This window comes from Streptococcus sp. D7B5, assembly GCF_029691405.1.
GTDB lineage: Bacteria > Bacillota > Bacilli > Lactobacillales > Streptococcaceae > Streptococcus.
The window spans coordinates 1,385,585-1,398,899 of the sequence record NZ_CP121467.1 but is presented as its reverse complement, the minus strand read 5'-3'; the positions used below and the strand labels follow the sequence as shown (position 1 = coordinate 1,398,899).

The following is a 13,315-nucleotide window of genomic DNA, read 5'->3' as shown; positions in this document are numbered from 1 at the left end:
GTATTCTCTTAGAAGAATCTTAGTCTTCTTTTCTCTTAGTCAGTCCGTAGGCTGCTAGAGTCGCCATGAGGCCTGCTGCGACCAAGCCTGCAGAATCTTGACTTCCTGTTGCAGGGAGTTGTTTTTCATCTGCTTTGGCAGTAGTTGGTGCAGTTTGCTCAGCTTTCTCAACGGCAGTGCCGACTTCAACAACTTGAGTGACCGTTTCCTGTGTTACCACGCTATTGACAAGCGTTCTTTCTTCTTTTCCATCAGCAGTAGTGCTTACAGAGTAGAAGGCAGTACGGTGGCCGTTAGCCCCTTTAGTAACAACTTGCGTTTGTCCTTTTGGTAATTGAGGATTTTCACGTGTCACAGTAGTGAATGGAATTTCTTCCTCTTGGATATCCAGTCTTGGTTTTGTTTCTGCGGCTGGAGCAAGACCGTGTTCGTCTCCTACATGGGTTACAAGGGTTCCGACTTCAATAACTTGGGTCACTGCTTCTTGAGTCACAAGGCTATCTACAAGAGTTTTCACTTCCTTACCGTCAGCACTAGTGCTCACAGAGTAGTAATGACTGCGACGACCGTTAGCGCCTTTAGTAACGACTTGAGTCTTCCCTTTGAGCAAGAGTGGATTTTCACGTGTTACGGTAGTGAACGGAATCTCTTCCTCTTGGATGTCCAGTCTTGGTTTTGCCTCTACGGCTGGAGCAAGACCGTGTTCATCTCCTTTGTGAGTAATAGGGGCGCCGATTTCAACCACTTGGGTCACAGGTTCTTTGGTTACTTGGCTATCTAGAACCGTTTCTGTTTGTTTCCCATTTTCAGTAAGGACAGAGATGTAATGAGTGCGTTCGCCCTCTACACCTGGTGTGATGATTTTTTCCTGACCAGCTGGGAGATTCGGATTTTCCTTCTTGATAACTTCAAATGGAATCTTTTCTGTTCTTGTGATGAGTTCCGGTTTGGTTTCAACATTGGCAGCTAGTTCATTTTCATCGAGGCTTCCTGAGTGGGTTGCTGCTGGTTTAAGGCCTAGGCGGGCTGCTTTGAGTTTGGCTACGAGAGCGTCTAACTCGGCTTGTTTGTTACGGTTGAGGTTGTAGTTGAGAGCTTCTTTAGCTGCATTTAAGGCGTCCAAGCTTTCCTTGCTGTATCCATCCAAGCTTGCAGGGATTTGAGCAAGTTCCTCACGGAGAGCATTGTAGTCAGCGCGGAAGTAGTCTTTGTTATTGTCTGCAAAGGCAGTCATGAGTTCAAAAATTTCTTCTTCCTTGTACTCAGCACTTGGTCTGTCTGCCCAGATAGCAAGCATGCTTCCGACGGTTGGAAGGTCTACCTCAGGATATTTGGTAGATGCAAGCTGGTTAAATGGTGTTTTTTTAGTATTTTCAATTGCTTTTTTGAGGAAACCACCACCATCTTCAGGTTTCTGGCCGAGAATGTAGTACCAGTCTCCGTTGGTGTTAAGGAATTTGTAGCCTTTGCTTGCCAGGTACTGAGGAGATGCAAGGTTGTAACCCCACCATCCCTTAGACCAGTAAGAGATGATGACATCCTTGTCAAACTCAACATCATCCTTGTCCTCGTAGTAGAAACCATCGTTGAAGGCCATTGGTTGAAGGCCTCTTTCTTTGGCCATGGCAGCAAGGGTGTTAGAGTACTCAGCAAACTTGCCATAGAGTCCATACCATTTGAGGTAATACCAGCCTTGCGCATTGGTAGCATCATTGGCATATTCGTCTGTACCGTAGTTGAAGATCTTAGTTTTGCCTGCAAAGAAGTCCATGTACTTGCCGATGAGGGCTTTGACAAAGTTCATCGCCTCTTCGTTTTCAAGGTCCATGGTTGTTTTAGAAACCTTGTCAAAGTTGGCTTGAGGATTCTTGATTCCAAGTTTTTCCATAGCGACGAGCATGGCATCCATGTGACCTGGGCTGTCGATTGCTGGGATGAGTCCGAGGCCTTTTGATTTTGCGTACTCGATCAATTCAGTGATTTCAGCTTGACTAAGAGTAGTTCCGTTTGGATCATCGTAGTAAGTTTTTGTTCCTTCGATGATGGCCTTCTTGACATCATCGCTTGCATAAGTTTTGCCATTAGCTGTGATGGTCATGTCATCAAGGAGGAAGCGAAGTCCATCGTTTCCTAGGAGAAGATGCACATCAGAGTAGCCGAGCTCGCTCGCTTTGTCTACGATACGTTTGAGTTGGTCGAGCGTGAAGTACTTACGTCCGGCATCGATGGAGATTACCTTGTTCTTGGCAAGTTTTTCAACTTCACGTTTCGCGTCTTCTTCTTTTTGAGCTTCTGGTGTGAAGGTCAAATTGCTTACAGCTTCTTGGAGTTTTGCGATTGCTTGGTCAATGGTATCTTGTTGGGCACGGCTGAGGTTGCTATCAAGTGAGCGAATGGCTTTTTCAGCTTCTTTTACAGCTGCGACACTTTCTGCAGTATAGCGGTTAAGGTCTGTTGGTACTTCTTTCAGAGCTTGCTCAGCAGACTCATAGTCAGCTGCGAAGTATTCAGCATTGGCATTTGCGAAGCTACGCATGAGTTTGAAGAGGCGTGATGGTGAATAGCGTGCAGATGGGGTATCCGCCCAAGCAGCTACCATACCCCCGATGAACGGGATAGTAGCCCCATCAGATTTTGGTACAGAAGTGATTGGAGTGTTCTTGATACCATTGAGTCCTTGGTCGAGGTTGTACCAGCCTTGACCATCGGCATTTCGTCCGAGGACGTAGTACCAAGCATCATTGGTATTAAGGATTTGGTGGCCTTTTTCAACTAAAAGTTTAGAAGAAGCGACGTCGTATCCGCCCCATCCACCAGTCCACATAGAAACGATGATGTCTTTGTCAAAGGTTCCAAAGCTAGTGTCGCTATTATAGTAGATACCATCGTTAAAGGCCATTGGTTTGAGGCCGTGAGATTTGACGATGCGAGCAAGGTCGTTGGCGTAGGCGATAAATTTATCATAACCCTTGTCAGGGAATCCATCTTCTGGATACCATTTATAGGCTTGAAGAACGCTCCAGCCTTTGGCGTTTGTAGCATCATTGGCGTACTCATCCAGTCCGATATTGAAGATGTCAGATTTGCCAGCGAAGTAAGTAGCATACTTTTCGATCAGAGCTTTGGTAAATGCAACCGCTTCTTTGTTATCAAGGTCAACGGTACGAGCAGATTCCTTGCCAAAGTAGTTGAAGTTCGGTTTTTGGATACCTAGTTCTTTCATGGCATGCAAAATCGCATCCATGTGACCAGGGCTGTTTACAGTTGGGATGAGGCCAATACCTTTATTTTTAGCATAGTTGATCAAGTCCGTCATCTGACTTTCTGTCAAATGGTTGCCGTTTGGATCCTTGTAGTAGGCATCGGTTCCGTTTTCAAGTGCACGTTTGACATCGTCGCTTGCATAGGTTTTGCCATTGGCTTTGATCGTCATGTCGTCCAACATAAAACGCATGCCGTCATTTCCAACTAGTAGATGAAGATCAGTATAACCGTAGTGTTTGGCTTTGTCGATGATTTCTTTGAGTTGGTCTGGAGAGAAGTACTTACGTCCAGCGTCGATTGAGATCATTTTTCGTTTTGCCAGTTTTTCATTTACCTGAGCTGCACGTTCCGTGCTAGGAGTGGCTACTGCAGGTGTGACGGCTTCATTTTTCTTTTCTGAAGGAGTACTTTCGGCAGGAGTTTCAGCTGGGGCAGGACTCTCTTTCTCGGCAGTAGGAGTTGGAGTAGCATTTTCTGTCACAACTGGTGCGCTTGACTCTTCTGTTTTTGGAGTAACTGTTCGAGGAACCTCCTGGTCTTCTTTGACCTCCTCTTTTACAGGTTTGTCAGCCTTTTCTTCCAGTTTTTCTGGAACCTTGGAGTCTACAGCTTCTTTGACTGCTTGTGGACTCTCCTGAATCGTTTGGACAGTTTCTTCAGCTGTTGGAGCGGGAGTAATTCCGTCGGCAGATACGACTTGGGCGCTAAAAGCAAATCCTATAAGTACAGAAGCCGCCCCAACCGCGTATTTACGGATGGAGAAGCGCTGTTTCTTTTCTAGTTTCATGACAAAACCTCCTTGTTATTATCATATATGATAGCGTTTACATAAAACCAATTTTATTTTATTATCTAAGGAGTAAAATGTCAAGTGGGTTTATATAAGAACTATAATAAATAGAGGAAATCATAAGATTTAGGAGAAATTTGCTAATGAGGGATAAAACAGAGGAAAAACCAAATGAAAATTTAACTTGTTTTTAGTAAAAATGCTACTAATTAAATAAGAGTCCTTTATAGCGTTTTCACAACTTTTTTCTCGTGCTATAATGAATATAGAAAAAGCCTGAGCTAGGCTCAGGCTTTTTCTTAATGACCTCGGTTACATGAGATGAATTTGATTTTGTAGTAGTCTGCTCGCTTATAAGTTTCACTATAGGCAAGGACTTGGCCAGTGGCCTCAAGTTTTGTAGTCTTTGTTTGGAAGACAGTTGGGAATTGTGTATCGATTCCGAGTACAGAAGCAGCATGCTCTGGTGTTGGGAATGCGATTTCGTTGATTTCCTCAAAATGTTCATCACTCATGTGAATGCGGTAATCCAATTTGAAACGTGTATAGATAGAGCTATAATAATCAAGATTTGGATAGTTGGCATTGATGTATTGCTCAGGAATATAAGATGTGTGGTAGATGTATGTCACGTCGTTTGTCTGACGAATACGTTCAATCTTATAGTAGAATTGATCTCCACGTAGTCCAAGTTTATCTAAATATTCAAGTTTGTTTCCGCGCTCGATAGAAAGGACAGTAACTTTATCGTCTTTTGTTTCAAAGATTTCGACATCTGAAAACTCAACGAGTTTGTGCTTGCGGGCACGTGAAACGAAAGTACCTTTACCTTGTTGGCGGACAATGTAGCCGTCTTTAGCAAGGTCGTTCAAGGCACGAACAACTGTGATTGAACTCACATCGTACATCGCGATCAATTCGGCTTCTGTATAAAATTTATCTCCACTTGCAAATTGACCAGAGATGATTTTATTTTTTAATTCATCTTTAATATATTGGTATTTAGGAATAGCCATAAATTTCACCTCGATTCTCTTTCTCCAATTTTGATTTTACCACAAATATAGAGAAAAGAGTAGTATTAAGGTCAAAAAATTAAAATAATAGACTAAAAATGTTATTTTACATGTAAAAAAATTCATTTGATGTTCTTGTGAATTATCATACATAAAAAGATCGTTTTCATGCTATTTTTAGATAATTTCGGTAAACGGTAAGTAAAAAAATAGAAAAATTTTAAATAATTTTCTAAAACCTATTGACAAATGCAAAAGATTTGATTATAGTTAATATTATAATAAATGAAAGCGCAAACTTAATTCGTCAGAGGTAATAACATGACCAGATTTAAAATTGAGGACGATTTCTATTTAGACGGAAAACCGTTCAAGATTTTGTCCGGCGCCATTCATTATTTTAGGATTCCAGCAGAGGATTGGTATCATTCTCTCTATAACTTAAAGGCGCTTGGCTTTAATACAGTCGAGACCTATGTGGCTTGGAATTTACACGAACCTGTTGAAGGGGAGTTTGATTTTGAAGGTGCCAGAAATTTGGAGAGATTTCTTCAAATTGCACAAGATCTAGGTCTCTATGCCATTGTACGCCCGTCTCCATTTATCTGTGCGGAATGGGAATTTGGTGGCTTGCCGGCTTGGCTCTTGACAAAGGACATGCGAATTCGCTCGTCCGACCCGGCCTACATCGAGGCTGTTGCTCGCTATTATGACCAATTATTGCCAAGGCTTGTGCCTCGCTTGTTGGATAATGGTGGAAACATTCTTATGATGCAAGTCGAAAATGAATATGGCTCTTATGGAGAAGATAAGTCTTATCTACGAGCAATTCGGAAATTGATGGAAGACCGAGGGATTGATTGCCCACTCTTTACTTCAGATGGCCCATGGAGGGCTACTCTGAAAGCCGGAACCTTGATCGAAGACGATCTCTTTGTGACAGGAAACTTCGGTTCTAAAGCTCCGTACAACTTTTCACAGATGCAGGAATTCTTTGATGAGCATGGCAAGAAATGGCCCCTCATGTGTATGGAATTCTGGGATGGTTGGTTCAACCGTTGGAAAGAACCCATCATCACTCGTGATCCTAAAGAATTGGCAGAAGCTGTTCGAGAGGTATTGGAGCAAGGCTCTATCAACCTTTACATGTTCCATGGTGGTACAAACTTTGGTTTCATGAATGGTTGCTCGGCTCGAGGAACTCTGGATTTGCCGCAAGTCACATCTTACGACTATGATGCCCTTCTCGATGAAGAAGGAAATCCAACTGCTAAATACTTAGCAGTCAAGAAGATGATGGCAACCCACTTCCCAGAGTATCCACAGTTGGAACCACTCTATAAGGAAAGCATGGAGATAGGGTCCATTCCATTGGTCGAAAAAGTTTCCTTGTTTGAAACCCTGGATAATCTCTCTAGTCCTACTGAAAGCCTCTATCCAAAAGCGATGGAAGAACTTGGTCAAAGTTATGGCTACCTTCTCTACCGCACTGAGGCAAGTTGGGATGCAGAAGAGGAACGTCTCCGTATCATCGATGGACGTGACCGAGCTCAACTCTTTGTAGATGGTCAATGGATTGCTACTCAATACCAGACAGAGATTGGTGAAGATATCTACTGTCAGGGCAACCGAGAAGGCTTTTCAGAGATTGACATCTTGATTGAAAATATGGGGCGTGTCAACTACGGACATAAGTTCTTGGCAGATACGCAACGTAAAGGAATTCGTACAGGTGTCTGCAAGGATCTACATTTCTTACTGAATTGGAAACAATATCCACTGCCACTGGATAATCCTGAGAAAATTGATTTTTCAAAAGGATGGACAGAAGGACAACCAGCCTTTTACGCTTTCGACTTTACTGTTGAAGAGCCGAAGGATACCTACTTAGACTTGTCTGAGTTTGGTAAGGGAGTTGCCTTTGTCAACGGGCGTCACTTAGGACGTTTCTGGAACGTCGGCCCGACCCTCTCACTTTATATCCCTCATAGTTATCTCAAGGAAGGTGCTAACCGCATCATCATCTTTGAAACTGAGGGCGAATATAAAGAAGAGATTCATTTAACTCGTAAACCTACACTAAAACACATAAAGGGGGAAAACTTATGACAATTGTAGGATGCCGTATTGATGGACGTTTGATCCACGGTCAAGTAGCCAATCTTTGGGCTGGAAAACTAAATGTTTCACGCATTATGGTTGTAGACGACGAAGTTGTTAACAACGATATTGAAAAGAGTGGTTTGAAACTTGCGACACCACCAGGTGTGAAACTCAGTATCTTGCCAGTTGAGAAAGCAGCAGCAAATATCCTTGCTGGTAAATACGATAGCCAACGTCTCTTTATCGTTGCACGTAAACCAGACCGTTTCCTTGGTTTGGTCGAAGCAGGTGTACCGCTTGAAACACTCAACGTCGGCAATATGTCTCAAACACCAGAAACTCGCTCTATCACACGTTCTATCAATGTGGTAGACAAGGATGTGGAAGATTTCCACAAACTAGCAGAAAAAGGTGTGAAACTCACTGCTCAAATGGTTCCAAATGATCCAGTTTCAGACTTTTTGAGCTTATTAAAATAGGAAAAAATTTTTAGGAGGTCATTGTTATGATACAATGGTGGCAAATTTTACTTCTCACTTTGTACTCAGCTTATCAAATCTGTGATGAGTTGACAATCGTTTCATCTGCAGGTTCCCCTGTATTCGCTGGTTTCATTACCGGTTTGATCATGGGAGATGTGACAACTGGTTTGTTTATCGGTGGTAGCTTGCAGTTGTTCGTTCTCGGGGTTGGTACCTTCGGTGGTGCTTCTCGTATCGACGCAACTTCTGGTGCGGTTCTTGCAACAGCATTCTCTATCTCTCAAGGTATTGATACAGATCTTGCGATTACAACAATCGCTGTACCAGTAGCAGCACTTTTGACATACTTCGACGTTCTTGGACGTATGACAACTACTTTCTTTGCACACCGTATTGATGCTGCGATCGAACGCTTTGACTACAAAGGTATCGAACGCAACTACCTACTTGGTGCGCTTCCATGGGCTCTTTCACGTGCCCTTCCAGTATTCTTCGCTCTTGCTTTTGGTGGTGCTTTCGTACAATCAGTAGTAGACCTTGTTAAAGAATACCAATGGGTTGCAGACGGTTTGACACTTGCAGGTCGTATGCTTCCAGGTCTTGGATTCGCTATCTTGCTTCGTTACCTTCCAGTTAAACGTAACCTTCACTACCTTGCTATGGGATTTGGTTTGACAGCTATGTTGACTGTTCTTTACTCAAACGTACAAAGTCTTGGTGGAGCAGTTGCTGGTATCATTAGCACTCTTCCTGCTGAAGTTGCTGAAAAAATTGGCTTTGTTAACAACTTCAAAGGATTGTCTATGATCGGTATCTCTATCGTGGGTATCTTCCTTGCAGTTGTTCACTTCAAGAACAGCCAAAAAGTTGCTGTAGCAGCACCTTCTACACCATCAGAAAGTGGGGAAATTGAAGATGACGAATTCTAATTACAAATTAACAAAAGAAGATTTTAATCAAATTAACAAACGTAGCTTGTTCACTTTCCAATTGGGATGGAACTACGAACGTATGCAAGCATCAGGTTACCTATACATGATCTTGCCACAATTGCGTAAAATGTATGGAGATGGAACTCCTGAGTTGAAAGAAATGATGAAAGTTCATACTCAATTCTTCAACACTTCACCATTCTTCCACACAATCATCGCTGGTTTTGACCTTGCCATGGAAGAAAAAGATGGCGTTGTCTCTAAAGATGCGGTTAACGGTATCAAGACAGGTTTGATGGGACCATTCGCTCCTCTTGGAGATACTATCTTTGGTTCACTTGTACCTGCTATCATGGGATCTATCGCTGCAACAATGGCTATCGCTGGTCAACCTTGGGGTATCTTCCTTTGGATTGCAGTTGCAGTAGCGTATGACATCTTCCGTTGGAAACAGTTGGAATTTGCCTACAAAGAAGGGGTTAACCTTATCAACAACATGCAAAGTACTTTGACAGCTTTGATTGATGCTGCATCTGTACTTGGTGTCTTCATGATGGGTGCTCTTGTAGCGACAATGATCAACTTTGAGATTTCTTACAAATTGCCAATCGGTGAAAAGATGATTGACTTCCAAGACATCTTGAACTCAATCTTCCCACGTTTGCTTCCAGCAATCTTTACTGCCTTTATCTTCTGGTTGCTTGGTAAGAAAGGTATGAACTCTACTAAAGCGATCGGTATCATTATCGTTCTTGCAGTAGGTCTTTCATTCATCGGTAAATTCTTGCTTGGAATGGGCGCATAATTTATGAGTAAATCATTAATTTTGGTGAGTCATGGTCGTTTCTGTGAAGAACTTAAAGGTAGCACAGAAATGATCATGGGTCCACAGGACAACATTCATACAGTGGCCCTTCTTCCAGAAGATGGTCCAGAAGAATTTACTGCAAAATTTGAAGCTGCTATCGAAGGATTGGATGATTTCCTAGTCTTTGCGGACCTTCTCGGTGGTACACCATGTAACGTGGTAAGCCGTTTGATCATGGAAGGTCGCGACATTGAACTCTACGCAGGGATGAATCTTCCAATGGTGATTGAATTTATCAATGCCAGCCTTACAGGTGCAGATGCGGACTACAAGAGCCGTGCTGCAGAAAGCATTGTGAAAGTCAATGATTTGTTAGCGGGCTTTGATGATGACGAAGATGAATAAGATGTGACTTAGGGCATCTTATATAGAATATACATGGGAATGGGAGTCAATCCCATTCCCATATTTTCAATAGGAATGAAACAACAATAGATTAGAGGAACTCTATGCTAAATTACACAAAAGAAGAATTACTTGAACTGGGTGCAGAAATCACGACTCGTGAGATCTACCAACAGCCTGATGTATGGAAAGAAGCTTTTGAAGCCTATCAAGCAAAACGTGAAGAAATTGCAGCCTTCCTACAAGGGATTGCGGATAAACATGACTATATCAAGGTCATCTTGACGGGTGCTGGTACTTCTGCTTATGTGGGAGATACCTTGGTACCATACTTTAAGGAAGTCTATGACGAACGCAAATGGAATTTCAATGCTATTGCGACAACTGATATTGTTGCCAATCCAGAAACTTATTTGAAAAAAGATGTGGCGACTGTCCTTGTTTCCTTTGCTCGTAGTGGGAATTCACCTGAAAGTGTGGCGACGGTTGATTTGGCTAAGGCCTTGGTGGATGACCTCTATCAAGTGACCATTACATGTGCTGCAGAAGGGAAATTGGCACTTCAAGCCCATGGCGATGACCACAATCTCTTACTCTTGCAACCAGCTGCTTCCAATGACGCTGGATTTGCCATGACTTCTAGTTTTACGTCTATGATGCTAACAGCTCTCTTGGTCTTTGATCCTACAGAATTTGCTGTGAAAACTGAACGTTTTGAAGTTGTTTCTAGCCTTGCTCGTAAGATTCTAGACAATGCAGCAGATGTTAAAGAGCTTGTTGACCTCGACTTTAACCGTGTTATCTACCTGGGTGCAGGTCCTTTCTTTGGCCTTGCTCATGAAGCTCAGCTCAAGATTTTGGAATTAACAGCTGGTCAAGTGGCAACTATGTATGAAAGCCCAGTCGGTTTCCGTCACGGTCCAAAATCATTGATCAACGAAGATACCGTTGTTTTGGTCTTTGGTACAACGACAGACTACACTCGCAAGTACGACTTGGACTTGGTTCGTGAAGTTGCTGGTGATCACATTGCTCGTCGTGTTGTGCTTTTGAGTGATCAAGCCTTTGGTCTTGAAAATGTCAAAGAAGTGGCCCTTGGTTGTGGCGGTGTCTTGAACGATATTTACCGTGTCTTCCCTTACATCGTTTATGCCCAACTCTTTGCCCTATTGACTTCACTCAAGGTAGAAAATAAACCAGATACACCATCTCCTACAGGTACCGTAAACCGTGTGGTACAAGGTGTGATCATTCATGACTATCAAAAATAAGGAAGTGTCTATGAGTAAATTACAATTAAGTCCCAATAAAGTAGCTTGCTTGCAAAAACTCTCTGACGAGAACGGCATTATCTCAGCTCTTGCCTTTGACCAACGTGGTGCTTTGAAACGCCTCATGGCTCAATACCAAACAGAAGAACCAACAGTGGCTCAAATGGAAGAACTCAAGGTTTTGGTTGCAGATGAATTGACAAAATACGCATCCTCTATGCTTCTCGACCCTGAGTATGGTCTCCCAGCTACAAAAGCGCTTGCTCCAAATGCTGGTCTTCTCCTTGCTTATGAAAAAACAGGATACGACACAACAAGCACCAAACGCTTGCCAGACTGCTTGGATGTTTGGTCTGCCAAACGCATCAAAGAACAAGGTGCAGATGCTGTCAAATTTTTGCTTTACTATGATGTAGACAGCGCTGACGAACTCAATCAACAAAAACAAGCCTACATCGAACGCATTGGTTCTGAATGCGTGGCAGAAGACATTCCATTCTTCCTTGAAATCCTCGCTTACGATGAAAAAATCGCTGATGCAGGTTCTGCAGAATACGCAAAAGTGAAACCACACAAGGTTATCGGTGCTATGAAGGTCTTCTCAGACCCACGCTTCAACATCGATGTCTTGAAAGTGGAAGTTCCAGTCAACGTCAAATACGTTGAAGGCTTTGGCGATGGTGAAATCGTGCATACTCGTGAAGAAGCAGCAGCCTTCTTCAAAGCACAAGATGAAGCAACAAATCTTCCATACATCTACTTGAGTGCAGGTGTATCAGCTAAACTCTTCCAAGAAACACTTGTCTTTGCCCACGAATCAGGCGCAAACTTCAATGGTGTTCTTTGTGGCCGTGCTACATGGGCTGGATCAGTTGAAGCTTACATCAAAGATGGTGAAACAGCAGCTCGCGAATGGCTTCGCACAACAGGTTTTGAGAACATTGACGAACTCAACAAGGTTCTTCAAACAACAGCGACTTCATGGACTGAACGTGTAGAAGCATAAAACAAGTATAGAAGAACCCCCTTTTGTTAAGAAGATACTTAAGGTTTTCTGACAAAGGATTCTGAAAATAAAAACTACAACCATAGATGGTGCATACACTCTCTATGGTTTGTTTACTTAAGAGAAATGAGTCAAAGGAGAGAAGAATGAAAGCATACACAGAACGTGTATTTGGAAATCATGAGGGCAAGGATGTCTTGGCCTATCGCTTTGAGACTGACAGTGGCTACCAACTAGAAATCATGACCTATGGTGCGACCATCTTGCGCTATGTCACACCTGACAAGGCTGGAAACTTTGCCAATGTGATTTTGGGTTTTGATGATTTTGATAGCTATGTAGGTAATAGTCCCAAGCATGGAGCAAGTGTAGGTCCTGTAGCGGGCCGTATTGCAGGTGCGACATTTGAGCTCAATGGTCAGACCTATAATCTTGAAGTCAACAATGCTAGCAACTGTAACCACAGTGGTTCAACAGGTTGGGATGCGAGCTTGTTTGAATTGGTAGAAGTGAGCGACCATGGCTTGACCCTCTACACAGAGCGTACAGACGGGACAGGAGGATTTCCTGGTAATCTTAAGATTTGGATTAGCTACTACTTGGAAGAAACTGGTGCCTACGAAGTCAGCTACAAGGTAACGACAGATCAAGATACGCTTGTCAATCCAACTAATCACAGCTACTTCAACTTGTCTGGCGATTTCACGCAGACAATTGATCGCCATGTCTTCCAGCTAAATACGGAGGGCATTTACCCAATCGCTCCGGACGGTGTGCCATCAAAGACTCCAGATGCTACTCGTGATGTGGTTAAACACATCTACAATGGAGCTTTGTTGAAGGACATCTTTGCAGAGGAAGATGAGCAAATCCAGTTGGTATCTGGTTTGGATCACCCATTTGCCCTTCCTGTAGGCCATGACAATGCGGGTTTCCTTTATGACCAAAACTCAGGTCGTTTCCTACTTTTCAAGACAGAGGCCCCTTGCTTTGTGGTCTACACAGCAAACTTTGTGGATGAGAGTGTCATCATAGGGGGCCAGCCAATGGTACAGCACAATGGAATTGCCCTTGAAGCGCAAGCTTTACCAGATGCCATTCACAGTGACCTCAAAGACCAAGTCATTCTCAAAGCAGGGGAAACTTTCACCAGCAAAACTCGCTACGAGCTTGTTGTAAAATAAAAAGAAGAGCTGGTTCCCAGCTCTTTTGAGTTGTCTTCGTTGACATTTTATCTC

The 13,315-nt window shown here is 43.0% G+C and carries 10 protein-coding genes; 8 read left to right on the top strand and 2 right to left on the bottom strand.

The window, feature by feature from the left end; genetic code table 11:
* Positions 1-19: 19 nt before the first annotated feature.
* Both strH and P8P68_RS06825 read right to left on the bottom strand, forming a co-directional pair.
* On the bottom strand, positions 20-4,051 hold the full coding sequence (gene strH, locus P8P68_RS06830; protein WP_049520506.1) for an LPXTG-anchored beta-N-acetylhexosaminidase StrH: 4,032 nt from the start codon (positions 4,049-4,051) through the stop codon (positions 20-22).
* A 302-nt stretch (positions 4,052-4,353) separates the two neighbouring features.
* Positions 4,354-5,070, bottom strand: coding sequence for a GntR family transcriptional regulator (locus P8P68_RS06825; protein WP_001007181.1), 717 nt, complete (start codon positions 5,068-5,070; stop codon positions 4,354-4,356).
* 321 nt (positions 5,071-5,391) lie between these two features.
* On the opposite strand from P8P68_RS06825, the gene P8P68_RS06820 reads away from it, so the two are divergent.
* The 8 genes from P8P68_RS06820 (at position 5,392) to P8P68_RS06785 (ending at position 13,261) form a co-directional block, all read left to right on the top strand.
* Complete coding sequence (locus P8P68_RS06820; RefSeq protein ID WP_000196619.1) at positions 5,392-7,179, top strand: beta-galactosidase family protein; 1,788 nt, start codon at positions 5,392-5,394, stop codon at positions 7,177-7,179.
* Positions 7,176-7,652, top strand: coding sequence for a PTS system mannose/fructose/N-acetylgalactosamine-transporter subunit IIB (locus P8P68_RS06815; RefSeq protein ID WP_000156968.1), 477 nt, complete (start codon positions 7,176-7,178; stop codon positions 7,650-7,652). Before P8P68_RS06820 ends, P8P68_RS06815 begins: the two co-directional genes overlap by 4 nt.
* Positions 7,653-7,678: 26 nt before the next feature.
* A complete protein-coding gene (locus tag P8P68_RS06810) occupies positions 7,679-8,584 on the top strand; it encodes a PTS mannose/fructose/sorbose/N-acetylgalactosamine transporter subunit IIC (RefSeq protein ID WP_049520507.1) in 906 nt (301 codons plus the stop codon).
* Positions 8,571-9,392, top strand: a complete 822-nt coding sequence (locus tag P8P68_RS06805) for a PTS system mannose/fructose/sorbose family transporter subunit IID (protein WP_049520508.1) — start codon at positions 8,571-8,573, stop codon at positions 9,390-9,392. The genes P8P68_RS06810 and P8P68_RS06805 overlap by 14 nt, the downstream gene beginning before the upstream one ends.
* 3 nt (positions 9,393-9,395) lie before the next feature.
* Positions 9,396-9,800: a PTS sugar transporter subunit IIA gene (locus tag P8P68_RS06800; protein WP_080702733.1), complete on the top strand. Its 405-nt coding sequence runs from the start codon at positions 9,396-9,398 to the stop codon at positions 9,798-9,800.
* Positions 9,801-9,904: 104 nt separating this feature from the next.
* Positions 9,905-11,071: an SIS domain-containing protein gene (locus P8P68_RS06795; protein WP_084972045.1), complete on the top strand. Its 1,167-nt coding sequence runs from the start codon at positions 9,905-9,907 to the stop codon at positions 11,069-11,071.
* A gap of 10 nt (positions 11,072-11,081) precedes the next feature.
* On the top strand, positions 11,082-12,077 hold the full coding sequence (gene lacD, locus P8P68_RS06790; protein WP_278275799.1) for a tagatose-bisphosphate aldolase: 996 nt from the start codon (positions 11,082-11,084) through the stop codon (positions 12,075-12,077).
* Between the two features lie 146 nt (positions 12,078-12,223).
* The gene (locus P8P68_RS06785) at positions 12,224-13,261 is read left to right on the top strand and encodes an aldose epimerase family protein (RefSeq protein ID WP_061587431.1); all 1,038 of its coding nucleotides are present in this window, start codon (positions 12,224-12,226) and stop codon (positions 13,259-13,261) included.
* Positions 13,262-13,315 lie beyond the last annotated feature (54 nt).